Origin of the sequence: Amycolatopsis cihanbeyliensis, assembly GCF_006715045.1 — a bacterium.
GTDB lineage: Bacteria > Actinomycetota > Actinomycetes > Mycobacteriales > Pseudonocardiaceae > Amycolatopsis > Amycolatopsis cihanbeyliensis.
Map to the genome: position 1 here is coordinate 2,367,456 of NZ_VFML01000001.1, position 23,310 is coordinate 2,390,765.

Below are 23,310 nucleotides of genomic sequence, written 5' to 3' on the forward strand. Positions count from 1 at the left end.
GGTGAGAGATGACCACGGCATTCACTACCCAGACGGCCTTCTCCCGGTCCGCGCGGCTCCCCCGGCTGCCGACGATGCCGACCGGCTGGCCGATCGGTTCCTATGACTCCTACGAGGGAGCGCAGCATGCGGTGGACCACCTCGCCGACAACAGCTTCCCGGTCGAGGACGTAACCATCGTCGGGGTGCAGCCCATGCTGGTCGAGCGGGTGGCCGCCCGGCTGACCTGGGGCCGCGTACTGGCGGGCGGCGCAGGCTCCGGCGCCTGGTTCGGGTTGTTCGTCGGGCTGCTGCTCAGCCTGTTCACCCCGAACGCCGGGCTGCTGCCGCTGCTGATCGGCCTGCTCGGCGGCGTCGCCTTCGGGTTGGCGTTCTCGGCGATGGGCTACGCGGCCACCCGGGGCAAGCGGGACTTCGTCTCGCAGAGCCAGCTTGTCGCCACCCGCTACGACGTGCTCTGCCAGCCGCGCAACGCCGAGAACGGCCGCGACCTGCTGGCCAGGCTGGCCATGCGGAGCCAGTTCGCCCAGTCCCAGGGCTGACCACGCGGCAGTCGATGGGGAGCGGACGGCCCCCGACGACCGCCCGCTCCCGACCCGGCTCCGCTCAGCCGGGTTGCTTCGGGATCGCCGCCGTGAACGGAACACCCTCCAGCTCACGGCAACCGGGTACGTAGGCGTTGTAGCCGTTCCGGTTTCCGCTCTCGTCGTAGGCTCCGTGTTCCAGGCGCGGCCGGGGGAATAGGTTGTCCTCCCCGGTCCTGCGCTCGGCGCCGGTCTCCGGTTCGCAGGCATACCGCGGCACCGTGATCGGCCTGCCGTCCTCGGTGTACAGGTAGACCTCGGTGAGCGGCTTGCCCTCGGCGTCGAACACGTACACGTTCCGCAGTTGCTCGCTCCCGTACTGCAGCACCGGCGCGCCGTCCGACATCTGCGTCCCGGTGGGGTAGGGCCCGCTGTACTGCCGTGGGCCGATGGTGTGGTCCAAGATGCTGCCGGTGAGGCCGAGCAGCCCGCCGACGGCCAGCGCGGACACCGGAACCGCGAACCACAGCCAGCGCCGGTCGGTCCGCGATCGCGGGCCCGCCCACAGCGCGACCCCACCCACCACCGCCAGCAGCGGGATCAGCACCCACTCGCCCCGGTTGCCGAACGCCAGCAGCCCCAGCAGCACCGGAACGACGGCGCAGAACAGCCACCAGCCCGGTTTCAGCGAGCGCAGGTACACGCGGATCCGGCCGGGCACCCCGTCCTCGTCACCCGGCAGCGCGGAGCGCAGGTTCCGCACCTCGGGCAGGCTGGTGACCGAGTCGGTGCCGAACCGCACGACGTACCACGCGCTCGCCCCGAGCAGCGGGGCGAGCGCCAACACGAACACGATGCCGTCGGGAAACCGCTCGAGGCCCCAGGCGTACGCGGCGACGCCGACCGCCACCGTGACCACGACCAGGCTCCACGCCGCGAACCGGGCGCCAAGGCGGCTCGGCGGCCGCGTGCCCTCCGGCGCGGGCGAGGCGGGGGCCGGAGGGTACCCACCCGCTGCCCGCAACTCCGCGGCATAGTCCTCCGGCGAGCCCAGCCGCTCGGTCAGCGGCTCGATCGCGGCATCGTCGCCGAGTTCGGCGCCGATCTGCACCAGGTGCGGGCGGACGTCCTCGATGATCTCCTCAACCTCACCGGCAGGAAGGTCCGCCAGCGCGGTCCGAACCCGGACGAGGTACGCCCGCACCGCAGGCGGGGTCGTGCTGCTCATGGTGTCGCTCCCAACAGGTCGTCCATCGTCTTGGCGAAGGTGTGCCAGGTCCGCGCCGATTCCGCGAGCCGCCGGCGGCCCAGCTCGTTCAGGCTGTAGTACTTGCGGTGCGGGCCTTCCTCGCTCGGCACGACGTAGGAGGTCAGCACGCCTGCCTTGTACAGCCTGCGCAGCGTGCCGTACACCGAGGCGTCCCCCACCTCGTCCAGCCCCGCCTGCCGGAGCCTGCGCAACACGTCGTAGCCGTAACCGTCCTCGTCGCGCAGGGCGGCCAGCACCGCGAGATCCAGTACCCCCTTGAGCAGTTGGCTGATCTCCACCGGCGTCCTCCTGTCCTGCGCAAGCGAGACTACCATGCTATGCACAGTAGTGCGCACAGCACGAACGCGTGCGGAGGAGGCCCGGGGTCAGCGGCGGCGGCGCGGTGTGGGCTGGCAACGCGGGCAGGAGAAGGACGAGCGGTTCATGAACTCATCCCTGCGGATCGGGGCGCCGCAACGGCGGCAGGGCTCGCCCACCCTTCCGTACGCGTTCAGCGCGCGATCGAAGTAGCCCGACTGCCCGTTCACGTTGACATACAAGGGATCGAACGAGGTACCGCCGGCGATCAGTGCCTCGGCCATCACCTCGGTGGCGGCGGCGAGCACCGCATCGGCCTGAGCCGCGGTCAGCTTCTCGGTCGGGCGCGCCCAGTGCAGTTTGGACCGCCACAGTGCCTCGTCGGCATAGATGTTGCCGACCCCGGACACCAGGGTCTGGTCCAGCAGCGCCCGCTTGAGCTCGGTGCGCTTCGACCGCAGGGCCCGCGCGGCGTGCGTGGCCGAGAAGGCGGGGTCCATCGGGTCCCGCGCGATATGCGCGATGGTCCTCGGCAGCGCCTCGCCCTCGACCTCCAGCAACTCGGAGAGCGCGAACCCGCCGAAGGTGCGCTGATCGACGAACCGCAGCTCGGTGCCGTCGTCGGCGAACCGCAGGCGAACCCGCAGGTGCTTCTCATCCGGGGCGGAGGCGGGCTGCACCAGCATCTGGCCGCTCATGCCGAGGTGTGCCAGCAGCGCGGCATGGGCGGCATGGGCGGCATGGGCGGCATCGTCAGTGTCATCGACACCCGTGGCGAACTCCAGCCAGAGGTACTTGCCCCGGCGCCGGACCGAGTCGATCCGCATGCCGCCGAGGCGGGCGGCGAAGTCCGCGGGTCCCGGTTCGTGCCTGCGCACCGCGCGCGGGTGCAGGACCTCGACGGCGGCGATGGTTCTGCCCGCGACGTGTTCGGCCAGGCCGGCCCGGACGACCTCTACCTCGGGCAGTTCGGGCACCGCGTCACTCCCGGGTCATGCCCTCGCTGCCGAGCTCGGCGGACAGTGCCCGCCACGCGGTCTCGGCCGCCTTCTGCTCGGCTTCCTTCTTGGTCGTGCCCTCACCGTGGCCGAGATCCCGGCCACCGACCAGCACGGTGGCGGTGAACTCCTTGCGGTGATCGGGGCCGGTGTCCTCGACCTTGTACTCCGGCACCCCGAGCCCCGCCGAGGCGGTGAGCTCCTGCAGGCTGGTCTTCCAGTCCAGGCCGGCGCCCCGCAGCGGCGCCTCGGCCAGCAGCCCGTCGAAGAGGCGGTGCACCAGCTGCCTGGCGACGTCGATGCCGTGCGCGAGGTAGGCCGCGCCGATCACGGCCTCCAGCCCGTCGGCAAGGATGCTCGCCTTGTCCCGGCCGCCGGTGAGCTCCTCGCCCTTGCCGAGCAGCAGGTAGGCGCCGAGCCCGCCCTCGCCGAGCCCGCGAGCGACGCCGGCGAGCGCGTGCATGTTGACCACGCTGGCGCGCAGCTTCGCGAGCTGGCCCTCGGGCAGCTCCTGGTGGCTGCGGTAGAGGTGGTCGGTGACCACCAGGCCCAGCACCGCGTCGCCGAGGAACTCCAGCCGCTCGTTCGGTGGCAGGCCGCCGTTCTCGTACGCGTAGGAACGGTGGGTCAGCGCGAGCGTCAACAACTCGGTGTCGAGTTCGACACCGAGCGCTTCGAGCAGTGGGGTTGGATCCGCGGCCGGACCGCTGGGTGACTTACCCCCCATAGCGGGCAGCTACCTCGACCTCAGGCCGGCTCGACGACCTGCCGCCCGCCGTACTGCCCGCAGTTCGGGCACGCGACGTGCTGCGGCTTGGGCTGCTTGCACGCACGGTTCGAGCAGGGCACCAGGTGCACCGGGCTCGCTTTCCACTGGGCGCGGCGCGAGCGGGTGTTGGAACGCGACATCTTCCGCTTCGGGACGGCCACGGCTGGTTCTCCTCATCAACATCTGCCCGCGGGCGCGAGCATACTTTGCTTGCTGGGTCGAGCGGGGTGCTCGGTCAGGCCTTCTGGTCGGGGCCGCTCGTCCGCGTCTCCTCCGATGCGTCGGTCTCACCGGAAACTTCACCGAGGCGCTCGACCAGCGCGGCCCACCGAGGGTCTATCGTCTCATGCCCGTGTCCGGGCTCGAGATCGACCCACTTCGCGCCGCATCCCGAGCACAGCCCGGCGCAGTCCGGCGCGCACAGCGGAACCTGGGGCAACGCGAGCACGATGGCATCGCGCGCCACGGGGCCGAGGTCCACCTTGTCGTCCACCAGCCTGCTGACCTCGTCCTCCTCGGTCGTCGCCTCGGTGGTCGAGTTCGGGTAGGCGAACAGCTCGGTGACCTCCACCTCGACCTCGTCCTCGATCGGGTCAAGGCAGCGGGAGCACTGGCCGGCGGTCTCCGTGGAGGCCGTACCGGTGACCAGCACACCCTCCACCACCGACTCGAGCAGCAGGTCCAGCGCGATGACGCCACCCGAGGGCACGGTGATCACGTCCGGAACGCCGAGTGTCGTCTCCACCGGGACCTCGCGCCGAACGGAACGGCTCAGCCCGGGGCGGCGGCCGAGCTCACGGGTGTCGATGACCCACGGGCTGCGGGCGTCGGTGCTGGGTTTGTCGTCAGACATCGTTCTCTTTGTGAGTGGTTCCGGTCGTTCTCGCGCGGCCCGCACGGAGCAACGCAACCCCACCAGGCTACGCCACGCCGAGTCCGGTTCGCCCGGGGTTACACCTGGTAGTCGTACACCGGGGTGCGGGAGTTGCCCATCGAGCCGGGGCCGCGCAGGTGGTTGCGGCCGGAGTCGACCGTACGCAGGGTGGTGGACAGCAGCTCGGAGAACTCGGCCAGCTTGCCGTCCACGTAGGCGTCGCATTCGGCGCGCTGCCGGTCCGCCTCCGCATGCGCTTCGTCCACGATCCGTGCGGCCTCACCGTGCGCGGCCTGCACCACCTCGGTCTGCGCCACCAGCCGTGCCTGCTCGCTCCGGCCGTCCTCGACCGACCGGTCGTAGGCGTCCCGGCCGGCCTGGATCATCCGCTCCGCCTCGGCACGGGCACGTTCGGTGAGGTTCTGGTACTCGGCCTGGCCCGCGGACACGGCGCGGTCGGCCTCGGCATGCGCGTCGGACACCAGCTGCTCGGCCCGCGCCTGTGCCTCGGCCACCAGCCGCTCGGCCTCGGCCCGCGCGTCCGCGAGTGTCCGCTCGGCCTGCTCGTTCGCCGAGTTCACCGTGCTTTCGGCCTCGCCGCGGGCCTTGTTCAGCACCTCGTCGCGCTGGTCCAGGACGTCCTGGGCGTCGTCCACCTCACCGGGCAGGGCGTCCCGAACGTCGTCCAGTAGCTCGAGCACGTCTCCGCGCGGCACCACACAACTCGAGGTCATCGGGACCCCGCGCGACTCTTCGACGATCGTGACGAGCTCGTCCAGAGCTTCGAACACCCGGTACACGGCAACTCCCTCACGGCCGGCCGTTCATCCCCTTTGCCTGTCCCCAGTCTGCCCGGTCACCCCGCGATTCCGGGGACGCGCCGACCCCGGGCGTGTCCGGTCAGGCGGGGATGGTGACGGACTGGAAGGTGCGGTAGTGGTCGGGGGTGTAGGCGATCTCGCCGCCGTCGCCGGCGATCACCCTGTCCTCGCTGCCGACGTCGAAGAGCCGGTAGTAGCCCTCGGGGCAGTCCGGCAGCACGCCTTCCCTGTTCTCGTACTCGATACCGTCGGCGCCACCGGCTGCCGCACGGACCACGTCCTGTGCCGCGGGGGACAACGCGGAAAGGGCCACACTGTCCAACCCGGACAGATCACCACATTCCGGGACGGGCGCCCCGCCGAGGTCGATCAGCACGAAGCTCGCGTAGTGGTCACGGGTGTAGAAGTACTCGCCACCCTCGCCGGTGACGATCCGGCGGGCGCCGCGGTCGGGGCTGCCCGGCGTCTCCACGGTGTACTCGTGGTAGTAGCCGCTCGAGCAGTCCGGCAGCAGCCGCTCGCGGTTCTGGAAGACGGTCCCGTCCTGGGGGTACGGGAACGGGCCACCCTGCCGGATCAGGTCGTAGGTTTCGGTCGCCTCGGGTGGCAGGTCGGCCAGTGGGGTCCGATCGAACCCGGAGGTGTCGCCGCACGGCGGCTGCGGGAGGGCGGGCGCCTGTGCCGCCGTGGCGGTCAGGCCGCCGCCGACCAGCGCGACCAGCACGGCCAGCAGGACAGCGGAGATGCGAAACCGGTAGTTGGTCATTTCCTGACCGTAATCCCGGAGTGTGATTTTCGTCTATCTTTCAGGTGAACTCCGGTGGTCAGCCGAGTTCGGCCAGGCGCTCCTTGAGTCGCTCGTGCACCAGCTCCGGCACCAGGTGAGCCACGTCCCCGCCATAGGTGGCGACCTCCTTGACCAGCGAGCTGGACAGAAAGCTCCACAGCGGGTTGTTCGACATCAGCAGCGTCTCCACGCCGGAGAGCTCCCGGTTCATCTGGGCCATCTGCAGCTCGTAGTCGAAGTCGCTGACCGAGCGAAGGCCCTTGGTGATCGCCGCGATGTCGTGCTGGCGGCAGTAGTCGACCAGCAGCCCGTGCCAGGAGTCGACCCGCACATTGGGCAGGTGCGCCGTGACCTCGCGCAGCATCTCCATCCGTTCCTCGATGGAGAAAAGGCCCTTCTTGTTCTTGTTGACCAGCACGGCGATCACGACCTCGTCGAACAGCTTCGAGGTTCGCTCGATGATGTCGACGTGGCCGTTGGTGGCGGGGTCATAGGAACCCGGACAGACCGCTCGGCGCATGGCGCGGACGCTACCAAGGTGGGCCGGGACATGCGCGAGATGTGACTCAGGACATCCGGTGTTCCGCCCGGTACAGTGCGGCCTCGCCGTACCGCCGAGTACGCAGCTCCTGGTAGTCCTCGGGCCACCGCGGCCCGCCGGTGCGCACCGGCCGCTCCACCACCACCAGGCTGCCGGGCGCCGTCCAGCCCCCGGCGGGCAGCGCGGCGAGCACGGCGGCCAACCGGGACTCCTCGAGTGCGAACGGGGGGTCGAGGACCACCAGGTCGAACGGTTCCGGCGCGGGCTCGGCCAGCACGGTCTCCGCCTTGCCCAGCCGTACCGAACCGCCCAGCCCCAGCGCGCCGATGTTGCCGCGCAGCACCTCGGCCGCGGTGCGGTCGGACTCCACGAACAGGGCGAACGCCGCTCCCCGCGACAGGGCCTCCAGACCCAGCGCGCCGGAACCGGCGTAGATGTCGAGCACCCTGGCGCCGTCCACTTCCCCGGCGACCTGCAACGCGTTGAACAGGGCTTCCCGCACCCGCTCCGTGGTGGGTCTGGTTCCCTTCGGCGGCACCCGCAACCGCCTGCCGCCCGCGCGGCCGGCCACGATCCTGGTCACTCTGCCATCCTGCCCGACCACCGCCTCCGCCCCTGGTACGGGACTGTGTTTTTGGACAGGACCGGGTGAAGCGGGAGCCGGTAACGCGTATTGTCGTTCTTCCCCTTCCCGGCGATGAGCTGCTAGGAGCCTGTGTGTCGGAACCTCGGGTCAGACGGGCCGAGATCGCCATCGAGCAGAGCCACGTCGACCGTGTGTACAACCGCCTCGGCGAGCTGCGCTCGCAGGCCGAGGAGATGCGCACCAAGGGCTACGAGATCGGGCACGGTGCGCAGCGGGAAGCGGTGTTCGAGCAGGCATCCATGCTGTTCGAACGGGACATGATGGTGTTCCACGCCAACCAGACGCTGCAGACCCTGGACGCCGAGTACGAGGGCCTGGTGTTCGGCAGGCTGGACCACGCCACCACCGAACCGATCTATGTCGGCAGGCTCGGCATCCGGGACGCCGACTTCGACAACCTGGTCACCGACTGGCGCGCGCCGGCGGCCGCCGCCTTCTACCAGGCCACCGCCGAGGAGCCGATGGACGTGGTGCGGCGCAGGGTGATCCGCTGCTCCGGTCGAAACGTGCTGGACGTCGACGACGACGTGCTGATGCCCGAGGCCGTTCCCGAGGACATGGCGGTGGTCGGCGAGGGTGCGTTGATGGCCGCGCTCGGCCGCGCCCGCGGCAGCACCATGCGCGACATCGTCGCCACCATCCAGCGGGAACAGGACGAGGTCATCCGGGCACCGTGGCGCGGGGTCACCGAGATCACCGGCGGCCCCGGCACCGGTAAGACCGCGGTGGCGCTGCATCGTGCCGCCTACCTGCTCTACCGCTACCGCAGGCAACTGGGCGGGGCAGGGGTGTTCGTGGTCGGACCGTCCGCGGTGTTCACCAACTACATCTCCCGGGTGCTGCCCGCGATGGGCGAGACCAATGTGGAGCTGCGCGCGCTCGGCCAGGTGCTGGACGGGATCGAGGCGGTCCGGCAGGACTCGGCCCGGCTGGCCGCGATCAAGGGCTCGCTACGGATGCGCAAGGTGCTGCTGCGGGCGATGCGGGACACCCCGCCGGACGCCCCCACCGAGATGCGCATCGTCTACCGCGGCGAGGTGCTCAAGCTGCAGGCCAAGGAGCTGGAACGGGTACGCCGCAAGGTGCACACCCAGGGAGGGCCGCCGAACCGGTCCCGGGTGCGCGCGGCAGAGCTGCTGCTGGATGCGCTCGCCAACAAGGCTGAGGAACATGCCCGCGCCGAGGGGGGTTCGGTGGACCGCGGGGAGCTGATCACCCGGCTCGGCGAGCGGATCGACTTCCACCGTTTCCTGGTGGTGTGGTGGCCGGTGCTGTACCCGGCACAGGTACTCGGCTGGCTCGCCGACGAGCGCAGGCTGGCCCGCGCCGGCAAGCAGGTGCTCGACCGGGAGGAGGTCGCCGTGCTCGCGGCGTCCATGGCGGACCGGGCCAAGGGCTGGTCGATCGCCGACATCGCGCTGCTGGACGAGTTGCGGGTGCTGATGGGCCCGCCGCCGAAACGGCGCAAGCGGGGCGGCCTCGAGCTGGACGCCGAGCAGACGCGGGACAGCGACGGCCCGGCGCGCCCCCAGCGTCCTGAGCACTACGACGAGTACTCGCACATCGTGGTGGACGAGGCGCAGGACCTCTCCCCCATGCAGTGGCGGATGATCGGCAGGCGGGGGCGGTACGCGAGCTGGACCGTGGTGGGTGACCCGGTGCAGAGTTCCTGGCCGGACCCGGCCGAGGCGGCGCAGGCGCGGGACACGGCCTTCGGCGGCCGCACCGCGCGGCGGCGGTTCACCCTGCGCACCAACTACCGGAACTCGGCGGAGATCTTCGAATTGGCTGCGAAGGTGGTCGGCGGGCATGCCGAGGAGGACGCGTTGCCGCACGCCGTGCGGGCGACCGGGCACACCCCCCAGCTCCGGCGGATCGAGCCGGCCTCGGCGGAAGGTGCGGTGCAGGCCACGGCCAAGGAGATGCTGGACGCCGTGGCGGGCACGGTGGGTGTGATCTGCGCGATGGACCGGGTGACCGAGGTCGAGCGCTGGCTGTCCGGCCAGGCCGACGAGCGGCTGAAGGTGGTCGGCAGCCTGGACTCGAAGGGCCTCGAGTACGACGCGGTGGTGCTGCTGGAGCCGACCGAGCTGATCGCCGAGTCGCTGACCGGCCGCCGGGTGCTGTACGTCGCGTTGACCAGGGCGACCCAGCAGCTGGCCGTGTTGCATTCGGACGAGAGCTGGCTGCCGGAGGGAAGCTTCGCGGCCCAGGAGGCGTTGCCCGGTATGTGACTTCCCTTGCTGATACCACGCTGTCCGTGTTGGACCTCGCGCCGGTCGCGAGCGGCGCGGCGGCGTCGAGCACGCTGCGTGACACGATCGACCTCGCCCGGCAGGCCGAACGGCTCGGTTATCACCGGTACTGGCTGGCCGAGCACCACAACATGCCCGGCATCGCCAGCTCCGCGACGGCCGTGTTGATCGGGCAGGTGGCGAACGCGACCGAGCGGATCAGGGTCGGCTCGGGTGGGGTGATGCTGCCCAACCACGCACCGCTGGTGGTCGCCGAGCAGTTCGGCACCCTGGAGGCGTTCCACCCCGGACGGATCGACCTCGGTATCGGTCGGGCTCCCGGGACCGACCAGCGCACCGCGGTCGCGCTGCGTGGTTCGGCGGCGGCGCTGGCCGCGCGGGAGTTCCCGCAGCAGCTGACCGAGCTGATGTCCTATTTCGAGCACGATGCCGAGCGCGCGGTGAACGCGGTGGTCGCGGAGGGCAACGGGCCGCCGGTCTGGCTGCTCGGCTCGAGTGGGTTCAGCGCGCAACTGGCCGGGATGCTCGGTCTGCCGTTCTCCTTCGCGCACCACTTCAGCGCGCAGAACACCCTGCCGGCCGCGCGGATCTACCGGGAGGCCTTCCAGCCCTCGGCCGTGCTGGACGAGCCGTACCTGATGCTCGGCACCGCGGTGATCTGCGCGGAGACCGACGAGCACGCGCGGTGGCTGGCCGGCCCGAGCGGGTTGACCTTCCTGAGCCTGCGGCACGGCAAGCCGATCCCGCTGCCCAGTCCCGAGGAGTCGGCCGCCTACGAGTACACCGACCTGGACCGGCAGGTTCTCCAGGAACGCATGGCGAGCAACATCGTGGGCTCCCCGGAAACCGTCCGCAAGGGTCTGGAGGACCTCCTCGAGGACACCGGAGCCGACGAGCTGATGATCACCACCATGGTGCACGACCATGCCGACCGCGTCCGCTCCTACGAGCTCCTCGCCGACCTCGCCCGCTGAGGCCCACCGGCGTGTTTGCCGTCCACGTAACCGTGTTTGCCGTCCACGTAACCGTGTTTGCTGTTCCGGTAACCGAGTTTGCCGCCCACGCGCACGAGTTGGCTGTTGACGTACGGTCAACGACGCAACAGTGCCCCGATCGCCTCCAGCACGGGCACCAGCGGCCGCAGGTCCGCGGGCTCGGCCCCGACGCATTCGGTGATCCCGGCGTCCACCACCTCGAACCCGGCCAGCCCGCCGATTCCGGCGGCCAGTTGCGCGATGCTGAGCCCGCCCGGTTCGGGGTAGTTGAGGTGACCGAACTCGGCGGGGTCCAGCACATCCAGGTCCAGGTGCAGGTAGATCCGCTCGGCCCCGCTCGCCCGCAGCGCCGCCGCCACCTGCCGCGGGTCGTCGGCGGACTGGACGTGCCCGGCGAGACCGGCGTGGACGGCCGCGCGCTCGGCCGGGTCGAAGACCCTGGCACCGCACAGCACCGCCCGCCCCGGCAGCACGGCGGGATCGGCGGCGAACTCCGGATCACCCTCGCCGAGCAGGGACCGCAGCACCATCCCGTGGTAGGCGCCCGAAGGCGAGCTCGCCGCGGTGTTCAGGTCGGCATGCGCATCGAACCAGGCCACGCCGAGGCGTTCCCCGTGCCGGTACCGAGCGAGGGCGACCGGCACCAGCTCCACCCCGCAGTCACCGCCGATGGTGAATACCGGTCCCTCCGGTGCCTCCAGCGCGGCCAGCTGGGCGGATCGGTTGCGCAGCAAGGTCTCCCGGTTGGCGATCCCGTGCACGGTGTCCGACCCGGCGTCGGTGATGGGCACCTCCCGCACCGGTACGCCGAGCACCTCGCCGGCGAGGGCAGCCAGCGCCCGGCAGCCGGCGGGCAGCCCGTCGGCGTTCGGTCCGAGTGCACCCCGCCGTCGCGGCACCGCGTGAACGCGCATAGCCGTCAACGTAACCCGTGGAGGGCAAACTCGGTTACCGGAACGGCAAACTCGCCTACGTGAGCGGCAAACTCGCCTACGTGAGCGGCAAACACGGTTACGAGGACGGCAAACACGCCGGGACGGCGAGCAGGGTGGGCTCGGCGCGACCGCGCAGGGTGGTCTCGTCCGTCGCGGTCCAGCGGGCGGCTTCCTCCGTGCCCGCGGATCGCACGGCGCGCATCGAGGCCACCACCCGGCCCGGCACGGCCTTCGCCAACTCGGTCAGCCGCGCGGCCTCGTTCACCGGGTCACCGATCACGGTGTACTCGAACCGGCTCTCCGCGCCGACGTTGCCCGCCACCGCAGGGCCGGCCGCGACGCCGATTCCGGCCTGGCACTCGGTGATCTCGCCGGCCAGGCGCGCGCTCAGCACGCGGGCCGCGGCCAGCGCCGAGCCCGCGGCGTCCGGCAGGTCGTGCGGCGCGCCGAACACCGCCAGCGCCGCGTCCCCCTCGAACTTGTTCACCGAACCGCCGTGCGCGTGCACCTCGGCCACCACCACGGCGAAGAAACGGTTCAGCACGTCCACCACCTCGGCAGGTGGGCGGGCCGCGGCCAGCGCGGTCGAGCCGAGCACATCCACGAACAACACCGCGACGTCGCGGACCTCCCCGCCCAGCTCGATCCGGCGGGACAGCGCGTCCCTGGCGACCTCGTGGCCCACGTGCCTGCCGAACAGGTCCCGGATCAGCTCACGCTCGCGCAGCCCGTCGACCATCCGGTTGAACCCGGACTGCAGCAACCCGAGCTCGGTGCCGTCGAACACCACCACGCCCGCGCTCAGATCGCCGCGCTGCACCCGTTCCAGCGCCGCCCGCACGCTCCGGATCGGCGCGACCGTCGCCCGTGCCATGAACACCACGATCAGGCAGCCGAACACCAGGATGACCGCACCGAGCGCGAGAATGGTGATCGCCAGCTGGGTGGTCGGCACGTCCCCGCGGACCAGCGTGAACACGGCCGCGATCATCAGCCCGGTCACCGGTACGCCGGAGCCGAGTCCCCAGGCCATCAGCATCCGCACCGTCACCCCGGACACCATGCGCCGCCGCGGCACCGAACCCCTGGACAGCGCGCGGGCCGCCAGCGGGCGCAACGCGAACTCGCTGAGCAGGTACGCGTTCGCGCACACGACCAGGCCACCGAAGCCCGCGGTGAACGCCACCTTGAACGCGGCGTCCGGTAGTTCGATCGCGTAGATCGTGGTGAACAGCGCGGTGCCGACCAGCCACAGCACCGCCTGGATCCCGAACAGCCGCAGCGGAACCCGCAAGGTGGCCCTGCGTTCCCGCTCGTCAGGGTCCCTGTCCTCGAACGCCCACCGCAGCACCCCGACGGCCCGGCGGGTGCCCCACAGCACGCCGAGCACCACGGCCACGAGGACGTAGCACGGCACCACCACGAAGTTCACCATCGCGAGGTCGGCGGTGAACACGTTCGGCCCCGGCAGGACCAGGGTCACCAGCGCGACCACCACGATCGCGCCGATCAGGTTGGCGATCACCAGCGAGCCGGTGAGCAACACCCGTACCCGCAGCCGCAGCAGGGTGTCCTGCTGGTCGGCGGCGCCGAGGAGGAACGACCCGAACGGCCGGTACCCGCGCGGGCCACTCTCGGAGGTCATGCCGGTTATTCCAGTACCAGCAGCAGGTCGCCGCCTTCCACCTGTTGCACGGCGGTGATGGCCAGCCTGCCGACGGTGCCCGACTCCGAGGCGGTGATCGCGGCCTCCATCTTCATCGCCTCGATCGTGGCCACGGTCGCGCCCGCCTCCACCCGGTCCCCTTCGGACACCGAGAGCGTCACCACCCCGGCGAACGGCGCGGCGACGTGCCGCGGGTCGGCCTTGTCGGCCTTCTCCGTCACCGGCACGTCGGAGGCAACCGAGGTGTCCCGCACCTGGATCGGCCGCAACTGCCCGTTCAATGTGGACATCACCGTGCGCACGCCCCGCTCGTCGGCCTCGCCGATCGCCTCCAGCTCGATCAGCAGCCGCACCCCTGGCTCGAGGTCCACCGAGTGCTCCTCGCCTGGGCGCAGGCCGTAGAAGAAGTCCTTGCTCGGCAGCACGCTGGTGTCGCCGTATGCGGCGCGGTGTGCGTCGAACTCCTTGGTGGGACCGGGGAACAGCAGCCGGTTGAGCGTGTCCTTCCGGTTCTCCGCCAGCCCCTTCTTGTCCTCGTCGGACAGCTCGACCACCGGCTTCGGCTCGGCCCTTCCCTGCAACGCCTTGCTGCGGAACGGTTCCGGCCAGCCACCCGGCGGGTCGCCGAGCTCGCCACGCAGGAAGCCGATGACCGAGTCGGGGATGTCGAACCTGTTCGGCTCCGCCTCGAAGTCGGTCGGCGAGACCCCGGCGCCCACCAGGTGCAGCGCCAGGTCACCGACCACCTTGGACGAGGGGGTGACCTTGACCAGCCGCCCGAGCATCCGGTCGGCCGCGGCGTACATCGCCTCGATCTCGGTGAACCGGTCGCCCAGCCCGAGCGCGCGGGCCTGGCTGCGCAGGTTGGACAGCTGGCCGCCGGGGATCTCATGGTGGTACACGCGACCGGTCGGGGAGGCCAGCCCCGCCTCGAACGGTGCGTAGATCTTGCGCACGATCTCCCAGTACGGCTCCAGGTCACCCACGGCCTCGAGGTCAAGGCCGGTCGGGCGCTCGGAGAAGTCGGTGGCCGCGACGATCGCGGACAGCGAGGGCTGCGAGGTGGTGCCGGACATCGAGGAGACGGCGCCGTCCACCGCGTCCGCACCGGCCTGGACCGCGGCCAGGTAGGTGGCCAGCTGCCCGCCCGCGGTGTCATGGGTGTGTACGTGCACCGGCAGGTCGAACTCCTTGCGCAGCGCGGAGACCAGCCGGGTCGCAGCGGGCGCCCTGAGCAGCCCTGCCATGTCCTTGATGGCCAGCACGTGCGCGCCGGCCTCGACGATCCGCTCGGCGAGCCGCAGGTAGTAGTCCAGTGTGTACAGTTTCTCGCCCGGATCGGAGAGATCCGAGGTATAGCACAGGGCCACCTCGGCGACGGCGGAGCCGGTCTCCCGCACGGCCTCGATCGCCGGCCGCATCTGCTCGACGTCGTTCAGCGCGTCGAAGATACGGAAGATGTCGATTCCGGTCGCCGTGGCCTCCTGCACGAAGGCCTGGGTGACCTCGGTCGGGTAAGGCGTGTAGCCCACCGTGTTCCGGCCGCGCAGCAGCATCTGCAGGCACAGGTTCGGCATGGCCGCGCGCAGGGCGGCCAGCCGCTCCCACGGGTCCTCGGCAAGGAAGCGCAACGCCACGTCGTAGGTGGCGCCACCCCAGCACTCGACCGAAAGCAGCTGGGGAACGGTGTGCGCCACCACCGGCGCCACGGCCAGCAGGTCCTTGGTACGTACCCGGGTGGCCAGCAGGGACTGGTGCGCGTCCCGGAACGTGGTGTCGGTGACACCGATGGTCGAGGACTCCCGCAGCCAGCGGGCGAAACCCTCCGGACCGAGCTCGGTCAGCTTCTGCTTGGACCCGGGCGGCGGCTCGGCGCCCGCCGGCAGCCGGGGCAGCTTCTCCACCGGGTTGATCAGCCGTGGCCGTGCGCCGTGCGGCTTGTTCACCGTGACGTCGGCGAGGTAGGTGAGCAGCCTGGTGCCGCGGTCGGCCGAATGCCGCGCGGTCAGCAGGTGCGGCCGTTCCTCGATGAACGAGGTGGTGACCCGGCCCTCCTGGAAGTCGGTGTCGTCCAGCACGGCCTGCAGGAACGGGATGTTGGTCGATACCCCGCGGATGCGGAACTCGGCCACCGCGCGCCGGGCCCTGCCGACCGCGGTTTTGAAGTCCCGGCCCCGGCAGGTGAGCTTCACCAGCATGGAGTCGAAGTGCGCGCTGATCTCGGTTCCGGAGAAGGCGGTGCCGCCGTCCAGCCGGATCCCGGAGCCGCCGGGCGAGCGGTAGGCGCTGATCATCCCGGTGTCCGGCCGGAAGCCGTTGGCCGGGTCCTCGGTGGTGATCCGGCACTGCAGTGCAGCGCCGCGCAGGTAGATCTGCTCCTGGGTGAGTCCGAGCCCGGGCAGCGTCTCGCCGGCGGCGATGCGCAGCTGGGACTGTACGAGGTCGACGTCGGTGACCTCCTCGGTCACCGTGTGCTCGACCTGGATACGCGGGTTCATCTCGATGAACACGTGCCGGCCGTCGGCGTCCAGCAGGAACTCCACGGTGCCCGCGTTGCGGTAGCCGATCTGCTGGGCGAAGGCCACGGCGTCGGCGCAGATCCGGTCCCTGGTCTCGGCGGGCAGGTTCGGCGCGGGCGCCAGCTCGATCACCTTCTGGTGCCTGCGCTGGACCGAACAGTCCCGCTCGAACAGGTGGATCACGTTGCCCGCACCGTCGGCGAGGATCTGCACCTCGATATGCCGAGGCTGCACCACGGCCTTCTCCAGGAACACCGTCGGGTCGCCGAAAGCGGACTCCGCCTCCCGAGAGGCGGCCTCGATGGACTCGCGCAGGGCCGCGGGCTCGGACACCCGCCGCATACCGCGCCCGCCGCCCCCGGCGACAGCCTTGACGAACAACGGGAAACCGAGCTCCTCCGCGGCGGCCGCGAGTACGTCCGGATCCGAGGTCGGTTCCGAGGAGCCGAGCACCGGAACCCCGGCGGCCCTTGCGGCGGCGACCGCGCGAGCCTTGTTCCCGGTGAGCTCGAGGATCTCCGCGCTGGGACCCACGAAGGTGATGCCAGCCTCCGCGCAGGCGCGGGCGAGGTCGGGGTTCTCGGACAGGAATCCGTAGCCGGGGTAGACGGCATCGGCGCCGGCCTGCCGCGCGGCGCGCACCACCTCGTCGACCGAGAGGTAGGCCCGGACCGGATGTCCCTGCTCGCCTATCTCGTAGGCCTCGTCGGCCTTGAGCCGGTGCAGCGAGTTGCGGTCCTCGTGGGGGAACACGGCGACCGTGCCGGCGCCGAGCTCGTAGCCGGCACGGAACGCGCGGATCGCGATCTCGCCTCGGTTCGCGACGAGTACCTTGCGGAACATGCCCGGTCCTTCCCATGGTATGAGACACGTACGGATCGGTAGCTGACGAACGTTACCGCGTAGGTGCCGGTGACCGGGAGTTCCACCCGTGGTGACGGACATCATCACCACGGCGGACCACCCGCTCGTGGGTATGCCCCCGTTCGGGCCAGTTCACCGCCGTGCCGCCGGGGTCATCACCGCGGAGGCGAACCCTCCCCCTGGAGGGCCGATTCCGGGGTCAGGGTGTACAGCAGGCGGTTCGCGGTGCCCTCCGGCACCCCGGACAGCGCGTCCACGGTCGCGTTCGCCACCAGGGCCGCCGCGACCTCCGGCACGGGGACGTCCGGATGTGTCGCCCGGTAGAGCGCGGCGACGCCCGCGACGTGCGCGGCGGCCATGGAGGTCCCGCTCCGCGTCGCGTCCTTGCCGCCGGTGGCGGGCGCCACGACGTCCACCCCAGGGGCGTACAGGTCCACGGCCGCGCCGGAGTTCGACTTCGGGGCGGCCTCGTCGGACTGGTTCGAGGCCGCGACGGTCAGCACTTCCGGGACCCGGCCGGGGGAGAACTCACCGGCGTCGCCGCCCGAACCGCCCGCCGGTACCGCGACCGGCATCACCTCGGCGAGCCTCCGGACTGCCTCGTCGACCGCCTCGTTCGGCGGGCCGCCGATGCCGAGCACCGCCACCGCCGGTTGCCGGGCGTTCTCCAGCACCCACTCGATGCCGGACAGGATGGTCGCCGCGGTGCCGGCGCCCTGCGCGTCCAGCACGCGAACCGGCATGATGCGCGCCTGCTTGGCGATGCCGTACCGCTCGCCCGCGATGACCCCGGCGAGTTGCGTACCGTGCCCGTTGCGGTCGGTGGCGTGCTCGTCATCGTCGACGAAGTCCTTGCCGGGCCACACCCGCCCCCCGAAGTCGGGGTGGGTGCCGTCCACGCCGGTGTCGATCACGTAGGCCGTCACGGCCTCGGCGGTGGTCTCGTACCGGTAGCGCTGGTCCAGCCGGTCACCGCCCTCCCGCTGATCCACCCGGTCCAGCCCCCAACTCGGTGGGTCGAGCTGCTCACCGGGCTCGGCCGCGGCCACCGGGGCCAGGACACAGATCGCCGTCATCGCCACCGCGGCGGCACGGACCAGCCGAGTTCCCAGAGCTGCCATGGCCCTGGCTTACCTCCTGCGCCCCCGCGCGGCAACACGAACCCCATCCACCGATCGGGTGCTACGTCTTCTCGAGGTACTCGGCGGAGTCCGCGTCGACCAGTTCGGAGACCAGGTGTACCAGGCCGAGATGCCCACCCAGCGAGGGATCGTCGCCCACGATCTCCTGGGCCCGCAGCCTCGCCTCGGCGATCATCTCCTCGTCCCGCAGCAGGGACAGCAACTTCAGCCCGGACCGTTTCCCGGACTGCGCCGAACCCAGGATGTCGCCCTCCCTGCGCAGCTCGAGATCCATTCGGGACAGTTCGAAGCCGTCCACCGTGGACTCCACGGCGGTGAGCCGCTCCCGGGTCGTCGTGCCCTCCAGTGCCTCGGTGACCAGCAGGCACAGCCCTGGCACGTCCCCCCTGCCGACCCGGCCACGTAGCTGGTGGAGCTGGCTCACGCCGAACCGTTCCGCGTCCATGATCACCATCACGGTCGCGTTCGGCACGTTCACGCCGACCTCGATCACCGTCGTGGCCACGAGAACGTCCGTGCTGCCCGCCGCGAAGGAACGCATCACCTCGTCCTTCTCCTCGCTCGGCATCCTGCCGTGCAGCACGCCGACCCGCAGCCCGTTCAGCGCGCCCTCCGCCAGTTCCGGCGCCAGGTCGAGCACCGCGAGCGCGGGCCGCTTGTCCCCCTTCTCCGCTGCCGGTTCGTCGCCGATCCGCGGACAGACCACATAGGCCTGGTGCCCCTTACCGACCTCCTCCGCGACCCGTTGCCATGCCCGGTCCAGCCACGCCGGTTTCTCCGCGGCAGGCACCACGGAGGTGGAGATCGGCGAGCGACCGGCCGGTAGTTCCCGCAGGGACGAGATCTCCAGGTCGCCGTACACGGTCATGGCCACGGTGCGGGGAATCGGGGTCGCGGTCATCACCAGGACATGCGGGCTGGTGAAGTCCGCGCCACGGGAACGCAGCGCATCCCGCTGCTCGACGCCGAACCGGTGCTGCTCGTCCACCACCACGAGGCCCAGATCGGCGAAGGACACCGTGTCCTGGATCAGGGCATGCGTGCCGACCACGATCCCCGCGGCACCGCTTGCGACGTCCAGCAGCGCCTGCTTGCGTTCCTTCGCCGGCATCGAGCCGGTGAGCAGGGCCACCCTGGTCGCGTTCTCCGCGCCGCCGAGCTCGCCACCCTGCGCCAGGTCGCCGAGCAGCTCGCGCAACGACCGTGCGTGCTGCGCGGCGAGAACCTCGGTCGGCGCGAGCATCGCGGCCTGCCTGCCCGCGTCGACAGCCTGCAGCATCGCCCGCAGCGCCACGACCGTCTTACCGCTGCCGACCTCGCCCTGCAGCAGCCGGTTCATCGGGTGCTCCCCGGCGAGGTCCGCGGAGATCTTCTCGCCCACATCGCGCTGCCCCTCGGTGAGGTCGAAGGGCAGCCTGCCGTCGAACTCCGTGGCCAGCCCTTCCGGCCGGCGCGGGCACGCGGGCGCGGGCCGGGACACCGCGGAGTAGCGGCGTTGCGCGAAGATCAGCTGCACCGCCATCGCCTCGTCCCACTTCAGCCGGTGCTGCGCGACCTCGATGGCCTGGCGGTTCGGCGGCCGGTGGACGTCCTCCAGCGCGGAACGCAGGTCGGTGAGCCCGTAGCGGGCGAGCAGCTCGGCCGGCATCGGGTCCTCTTCCGGCTCGAAGGTGTCCAGCACCTGCCGTACCGCCTTGGAGATGACCCAGGAGCCGAGCCCCTCCGCCGCCGGGTAGACCGGGATGATCCGGCCGACGAAGTCGTCCACGGCCGAGGTCTCGTCGTCGAGCGTCTCGAGTAGCTGGTACTCGGGATGGGCGAGCTGCAGCGTCCGCCGGAACTCGGTGACCTTGCCCGCGAACAGGCCGGTGCGGCCGGGACGCAGCTCCCGCTCCCGCCACGCCTGGTTGAAGAACGCGCAGGACAGCTTCCGCGTGCCGTCGGTGATGGTCACCTCGAGCACCGTGCCGTTACGCGACTTCATCCTGCGCTTGCTCGTGTTCTCCACCCTCGCCAGCACCGTGGCGTGCTCGCCGACCTCCAGGCCGGCGATGTCGGTCAGCTCGCCCCGCTCGGCGTAGCGGCGCGGATAGTGCCGCAGCAGGTCGCCGACGGTATGCAGGTTCAGCCCGTTCGCCAGCGCCTTGGCCGTCTTGTCGCCGAGGAACGGCCCCAGCGGATCGCGTAACTGGCTCATCTCACTCCACCCCGATCAGCAGCACGGCTGATTCCTGACCACCGGAATAGCACGACAGCTCCACCTCGGGCCGCTCGGTACGCAGCCGGTCGGCCAGCGTGGTCCCGATCCCGCCCGGCGCGCCGGTACCGGTCAGCACGGTCACCAGCTCGCCGCCCGCGGCGAGCATCCGGTCCAGCACCGCCATCGCGGCCTCGACAATGCGCGAGCCGGTCGCGGCGGACTCGATCAGCACGACCTCGCCGTCCACGAGGCCGACCAGGTCGCCCGCGTGCGCGCGACCCACCCAGGTGATCGCCTCCTCGCGCGCGACCAGCAGCTCGCCACGGCGGGTGGCCGCCGCGGCCTCAGCCATGGCGACCACGTCATCGTTGGTCCGCCGCGCCGGATCGTGCACGGCGAGCGCGGCCAGCACCTGCACCGGCGAGGCGCAGGGCACGACGACCACCTCGAGGTCCTCGAGCATCGGGTGGCCGGTGACCTTGTCCACGGCAGCGGTCAGCTCGGCGTCCGCGGGCAGCACGGTGACATGCGTGGCCCCGGTCCCGGTGATCGTGCCGAGCAGCTCGTCCACGGTCGGGGCCGAGCTCCCTGGCACCCGCAGCACCGGCTTGCCCTCCGCGGTGACCAGCTCCGCGAGGCCCTGCCCGCGCACCACGGGGAGGACGGCGCGGCTCGGCCCTTCCGATCCGGCCGCGACCTCCTGCGGCGCCGTCAGCAGTGGCTCCACCCGGATCTGGTGTGGCCTGCCGGCCGCGAGACCGGCCTCGATGGCGGCGCCGATGTCCGCGCAGTGCACGTGTACCGCGTGGCTCCCTGCGCCGTCCCCGGCGACGGTGACGCTGTCCCCGAGCTCGCTGAGCACCGTGCGCAGCTCGGGCAGCCCGGCCGGGTCAACGTCGTCGAGCAGGTACATGACCTCCCACGCGGACACGGCGGGCGGCGCCGGTTGCCTGGCGACCGCGGCGCCGAGGTGTCGTGGCGTCTCGACCCGCGTGCCGGTGACCACCGTCACCAGCGCATCGAGCACGGCGACCAGGCCACGGCCACCCGCGTCCACCACTCCCGCCGCGGCCAGCGCGGGTAGCTGGTGCGGGGTTTCGTCCAGTGCGTCCGCGGCCGCGGTGGCCACGGCACCCGCCACCTCGGCGAGGGAGAGCTGCCGGTCCGTGCGCAGCGGGGCCACGGCCGTATGCAGCACGGTGAGCATCGTGCCCGCCACCGGGTGCGCCACGGCCTCCGTGGCGGTGTTGTCCGCCGCGACCAGCGCGCGGGCCAGCGCTGGTCCCTCGAGTTCGGTCCGGCCCGCCGCCGACTCGGCCAGCCCGCGCAGGACCTGGGAGACGATCACTCCCGAATTGCCGCGGGCGGCCCGCACCGCGCCGCGGGCGAGCACGGCCAGCGCGTCGCCGGCACCGGCCGGTTCCGGCTCGGTGGCCAGCGCGTCGCGAGCACCGGTGAGCGTGTGCAGCAGGTTGGAGCCGGTGTCGGAGTCGGCGACGGGGTAGACGTTGATCCCGTCGATGTCCACCCGCAGGGCATCGAGGCTGCGCACGCACGCGGCGGCCCACGCCGTCACCGCCGCCGCGTCCAGGGCTCGCACCAGGTATCCTTTCCTTGTTCACCGGTTCCCGGCGAGCGTATCGACCCCGTGCGTCCGGTCGGGATCGGACCGGCTACCCTATTCGAGTTGTCCGGCACTGACTGGACGTGCTCAAGTTCCCTGATTTTGAGGAGTGTTCGACGTGGCTGCCGTGTGCGACGTCTGTGGCAAGGGGCCGGGCTTCGGTAAGGCGGTCTCGCACTCTCACCGGCGTACCAACCGCCGGTGGAACCCGAACATCCAGACCGTGCACGCCAAGATCGGGCTTTCCCAGCGGAAGCGGATGAACGTGTGCACCTCATGCATCAAGGCGGGCAAGGTCACCCGCGGCTGACCTCCGCGCGGCTCTGTGCCGTGAGTGACCGGTTCACTGCGATATTGCGGTGAACCGGTCATTTGTCGTGACCCGGGCAGCTCCGGCCGCTCCCGCTACGGCAGTTTCCAGTCCACCGGGTCGGCACCCTGCTGCGCCAGCAGATCATTGGTGCGGCTGAATGGGCGGGAGCCGAAGAAGCCGTTGTGCGCGGACATCGGGCTGGGGTGCACGGACTCCACGCAGGGCACCCGGCCGAGCAAGGGCTTGAGCTTGCGCGCGTTGCTACCCCACAGGATCGCGACCATCGGTTCGTCCCGGGCGGCCAGTGCCCTGATCGCCTGGTCGGTGACCTCCTCCCATCCTTTGCCCTGGTGCGAGTTGGGCGCACCGGGCCGGACGGTGAGCGCGCGGTTCAGCAGCAGCACCCCCTGTTCGGTCCACGGGGTCAGGTCACCGTTGCTCGGCTCCGGGTAGCCGAGGTCATCCCGGTACTCGGCAAAGATGTTGATCAAGCTTTTCGGCAGCGGCCGGACATCGGGGGCCACCGCGAAGCACAGCCCGATCGGGTGGCCCGGCGTCGGATAGGGATCCTGCCCGACGATCAGCGCCCGCACCTCGTGGAAGGGTTGCTGGAAGGCGCGCAGCACGTTGTCCCCGGACGGTAGGTAGCTACGGCCGGCCGCGATCTCGGCGCGGAGGAACTCCCCCATCTCCCGGATCCGGTCCGCCACCGGTTCGAGGGCCTTCGCCCAGCCTGATTCGACAACGTCCTGTAGCCCTCGCGCGGTCACGGTCCGCTACCTTACCCGGTCGGTCGGCTCACCAGTTTCCTGGCAAGGCAGACGCTCTCCGCATGGTTGCGGTAGTAACCGAACTTCGGGATGTCGGTGTAGCCGCAGGAGCGGTACAGGGCGATGGCCTCGGGTTGCCTGATCCCGGTCTCCAGCACCGCCCTGCGCCGCCCCGCGGCCACCGCGGTGCGCTCGAGTTCGGCGAGCATGGCGCGGGCGAACCCGCGGCCCCGTGCGCTCTCGGCCACGTACATGCGCTTCAGCTCGACATCGCCGGGCCGGAAGTCCGGCTCCGGACCGTCATGCGCCCGCCATGCCCCGGTCGCCACCGGCACACCGTCCAGGTAGCCGACCAGGAAGAGGCCACCCGGCGGGGTGAACTCCTCGGCGCGCATGGTCGTCATATCGGGCTCGCCGTAGCGCACCACGTACTCCTGCTGGACCTCGTCCATCAACTTGACGGCGTCCGGGTGGTCGAAAGGGGTGACGCGAATATCCAC

General features: G+C 71.0%; 22 protein-coding genes. 4 read left to right on the plus strand and 18 right to left on the minus strand.

Annotation, left to right across the window (positions count from 1 at the left end):
- Positions 1-8 precede the first annotated feature (8 nt).
- On the plus strand, positions 9-542 hold the full coding sequence (locus tag FB471_RS10405; protein ID WP_141997298.1) for a YflT domain-containing protein: 534 nt from the start codon (positions 9-11) through the stop codon (positions 540-542).
- Positions 543-606: 64 nt separating this feature from the next.
- On the opposite strand, the gene FB471_RS10410 is transcribed toward FB471_RS10405, so the two are convergent.
- The 10 genes from FB471_RS10410 to rsmD form a co-directional block, all read right to left on the minus strand.
- Entirely contained in the window at positions 607-1,752 is a 1,146-nt protein-coding gene (locus FB471_RS10410) for an HAAS signaling domain-containing protein (RefSeq protein WP_141997300.1), read from the minus strand.
- A complete protein-coding gene (locus tag FB471_RS10415) occupies positions 1,749-2,072 on the minus strand; it encodes a PadR family transcriptional regulator (RefSeq protein ID WP_142001730.1) in 324 nt (107 codons plus the stop codon). Before FB471_RS10415 ends, FB471_RS10410 begins: the two co-directional genes overlap by 4 nt.
- Positions 2,073-2,159: 87 nt before the next feature.
- Entirely contained in the window at positions 2,160-3,068 is a 909-nt protein-coding gene (mutM, locus tag FB471_RS10420) for a bifunctional DNA-formamidopyrimidine glycosylase/DNA-(apurinic or apyrimidinic site) lyase (protein ID WP_141997302.1), read from the minus strand.
- A gap of 4 nt (positions 3,069-3,072) precedes the next feature.
- The gene (gene rnc / locus FB471_RS10425) at positions 3,073-3,816 is read right to left on the minus strand and encodes a ribonuclease III (RefSeq protein ID WP_141997305.1); all 744 of its coding nucleotides are present in this window, start codon (positions 3,814-3,816) and stop codon (positions 3,073-3,075) included.
- A 20-nt stretch (positions 3,817-3,836) separates the two neighbouring features.
- On the minus strand, positions 3,837-4,019 hold the full coding sequence (gene rpmF / locus FB471_RS10430; RefSeq protein WP_141997307.1) for a 50S ribosomal protein L32: 183 nt from the start codon (positions 4,017-4,019) through the stop codon (positions 3,837-3,839).
- A gap of 74 nt (positions 4,020-4,093) precedes the next feature.
- The gene (locus FB471_RS10435; RefSeq protein WP_141997309.1) at positions 4,094-4,711 is read right to left on the minus strand and encodes a YceD family protein; all 618 of its coding nucleotides are present in this window, start codon (positions 4,709-4,711) and stop codon (positions 4,094-4,096) included.
- Between the two features lie 98 nt (positions 4,712-4,809).
- A complete protein-coding gene (locus FB471_RS10440; protein ID WP_141997311.1) occupies positions 4,810-5,532 on the minus strand; it encodes a DivIVA domain-containing protein in 723 nt (240 codons plus the stop codon).
- A 100-nt stretch (positions 5,533-5,632) separates the two neighbouring features.
- On the minus strand, positions 5,633-6,319 hold the full coding sequence (locus tag FB471_RS10445; protein ID WP_141997313.1) for a ribonuclease domain-containing protein: 687 nt from the start codon (positions 6,317-6,319) through the stop codon (positions 5,633-5,635).
- 58 nt (positions 6,320-6,377) lie between these two features.
- Entirely contained in the window at positions 6,378-6,860 is a 483-nt protein-coding gene (gene coaD, locus FB471_RS10450; RefSeq protein WP_141997315.1) for a pantetheine-phosphate adenylyltransferase, read from the minus strand.
- Positions 6,861-6,906: 46 nt separating this feature from the next.
- Positions 6,907-7,464 carry a 16S rRNA (guanine(966)-N(2))-methyltransferase RsmD gene (gene rsmD / locus FB471_RS10455; protein ID WP_141997317.1) on the minus strand — a complete coding sequence of 186 codons (558 nt, stop codon included), beginning with the start codon at positions 7,462-7,464 and terminating at the stop codon, positions 6,907-6,909.
- Between the two features lie 134 nt (positions 7,465-7,598).
- Here rsmD and FB471_RS10460 point away from each other — a divergent pair, with 134 nt between their 5' ends.
- Both FB471_RS10460 and FB471_RS10465 read left to right on the plus strand, forming a co-directional pair.
- Positions 7,599-9,761, plus strand: coding sequence for a HelD family protein (locus tag FB471_RS10460; protein ID WP_141997319.1), 2,163 nt, complete (start codon positions 7,599-7,601; stop codon positions 9,759-9,761).
- Positions 9,758-10,756, plus strand: coding sequence for an LLM class flavin-dependent oxidoreductase (locus tag FB471_RS10465; RefSeq protein ID WP_141997321.1), 999 nt, complete (start codon positions 9,758-9,760; stop codon positions 10,754-10,756). The genes FB471_RS10460 and FB471_RS10465 overlap by 4 nt, the downstream gene beginning before the upstream one ends.
- A 116-nt stretch (positions 10,757-10,872) precedes the next feature.
- Here the strand turns inward: FB471_RS10465 and FB471_RS10470 are convergent, their stop codons facing one another.
- The 6 genes from FB471_RS10470 to FB471_RS10495 all read right to left on the minus strand — a co-directional run bounded on the left by FB471_RS10470 (position 10,873) and on the right by FB471_RS10495 (position 21,703).
- Positions 10,873-11,691, minus strand: coding sequence for an arginase family protein (locus FB471_RS10470; RefSeq protein ID WP_141997323.1), 819 nt, complete (start codon positions 11,689-11,691; stop codon positions 10,873-10,875).
- 97 nt (positions 11,692-11,788) lie between these two features.
- Positions 11,789-13,357 carry an adenylate/guanylate cyclase domain-containing protein gene (locus tag FB471_RS10475; protein ID WP_141997325.1) on the minus strand — a complete coding sequence of 523 codons (1,569 nt, stop codon included), beginning with the start codon at positions 13,355-13,357 and terminating at the stop codon, positions 11,789-11,791.
- Positions 13,358-13,362: 5 nt separating this feature from the next.
- Positions 13,363-16,740, minus strand: a complete 3,378-nt coding sequence (locus tag FB471_RS10480) for a pyruvate carboxylase (RefSeq protein ID WP_141997327.1) — start codon at positions 16,738-16,740, stop codon at positions 13,363-13,365.
- A gap of 176 nt (positions 16,741-16,916) precedes the next feature.
- The gene (locus FB471_RS10485) at positions 16,917-17,882 is read right to left on the minus strand and encodes a S8 family peptidase (protein ID WP_425457052.1); all 966 of its coding nucleotides are present in this window, start codon (positions 17,880-17,882) and stop codon (positions 16,917-16,919) included.
- 61 nt (positions 17,883-17,943) lie between these two features.
- Positions 17,944-20,100 carry an ATP-dependent DNA helicase RecG gene (gene recG / locus FB471_RS10490; RefSeq protein ID WP_141997329.1) on the minus strand — a complete coding sequence of 719 codons (2,157 nt, stop codon included), beginning with the start codon at positions 20,098-20,100 and terminating at the stop codon, positions 17,944-17,946.
- Between the two features lies 1 nt (position 20,101).
- Positions 20,102-21,703, minus strand: a complete 1,602-nt coding sequence (locus FB471_RS10495) for a DAK2 domain-containing protein (protein ID WP_141997331.1) — start codon at positions 21,701-21,703, stop codon at positions 20,102-20,104.
- 142 nt (positions 21,704-21,845) lie between these two features.
- Between FB471_RS10495 and rpmB the strand changes: the two genes are divergently transcribed.
- Positions 21,846-22,037, plus strand: a complete 192-nt coding sequence (rpmB, locus tag FB471_RS10500; RefSeq protein ID WP_141997333.1) for a 50S ribosomal protein L28 — start codon at positions 21,846-21,848, stop codon at positions 22,035-22,037.
- 95 nt (positions 22,038-22,132) lie between these two features.
- Here the strand turns inward: rpmB and FB471_RS10505 are convergent, their stop codons facing one another.
- A complete protein-coding gene (locus FB471_RS10505) occupies positions 22,133-22,810 on the minus strand; it encodes a uracil-DNA glycosylase (RefSeq protein ID WP_141997335.1) in 678 nt (225 codons plus the stop codon).
- Positions 22,811-22,821: 11 nt separating this feature from the next.
- On the minus strand, positions 22,822-23,310 hold the full coding sequence (locus FB471_RS10510) for a GNAT family N-acetyltransferase (RefSeq protein WP_141997337.1): 489 nt from the start codon (positions 23,308-23,310) through the stop codon (positions 22,822-22,824).

What these genes read in the sequence shown, in the direction of transcription:
- FB471_RS10405 (WP_141997298.1), top strand. Translation starts at nt 9, where the DNA reads ATGACCACGGCATTCACTACCCAGACGGCCTTCTCCCGGTCCGCGCGG.
- FB471_RS10410 (WP_141997300.1), bottom strand. Translation starts at nt 1,752, where the DNA reads ATGAGCAGCACGACCCCGCCTGCGGTGCGGGCGTACCTCGTCCGGGTT.
- rnc (WP_141997305.1), bottom strand. Translation starts at nt 3,816, where the DNA reads ATGGGGGGTAAGTCACCCAGCGGTCCGGCCGCGGATCCAACCCCACTG.
- FB471_RS10435 (WP_141997309.1), bottom strand. Translation starts at nt 4,711, where the DNA reads ATGTCTGACGACAAACCCAGCACCGACGCCCGCAGCCCGTGGGTCATC.
- FB471_RS10445 (WP_141997313.1), bottom strand. Translation starts at nt 6,319, where the DNA reads ATGACCAACTACCGGTTTCGCATCTCCGCTGTCCTGCTGGCCGTGCTG.
- coaD (WP_141997315.1), bottom strand. Translation starts at nt 6,860, where the DNA reads ATGCGCCGAGCGGTCTGTCCGGGTTCCTATGACCCCGCCACCAACGGC.
- FB471_RS10470 (WP_141997323.1), bottom strand. Translation starts at nt 11,691, where the DNA reads ATGCGCGTTCACGCGGTGCCGCGACGGCGGGGTGCACTCGGACCGAAC.
- FB471_RS10475 (WP_141997325.1), bottom strand. Translation starts at nt 13,357, where the DNA reads ATGACCTCCGAGAGTGGCCCGCGCGGGTACCGGCCGTTCGGGTCGTTC.
- FB471_RS10480 (WP_141997327.1), bottom strand. Translation starts at nt 16,740, where the DNA reads ATGTTCCGCAAGGTACTCGTCGCGAACCGAGGCGAGATCGCGATCCGC.
- FB471_RS10485 (WP_425457052.1), bottom strand. Translation starts at nt 17,882, where the DNA reads ATGGCAGCTCTGGGAACTCGGCTGGTCCGTGCCGCCGCGGTGGCGATG.
- recG (WP_141997329.1), bottom strand. Translation starts at nt 20,100, where the DNA reads ATGAGCCAGTTACGCGATCCGCTGGGGCCGTTCCTCGGCGACAAGACG.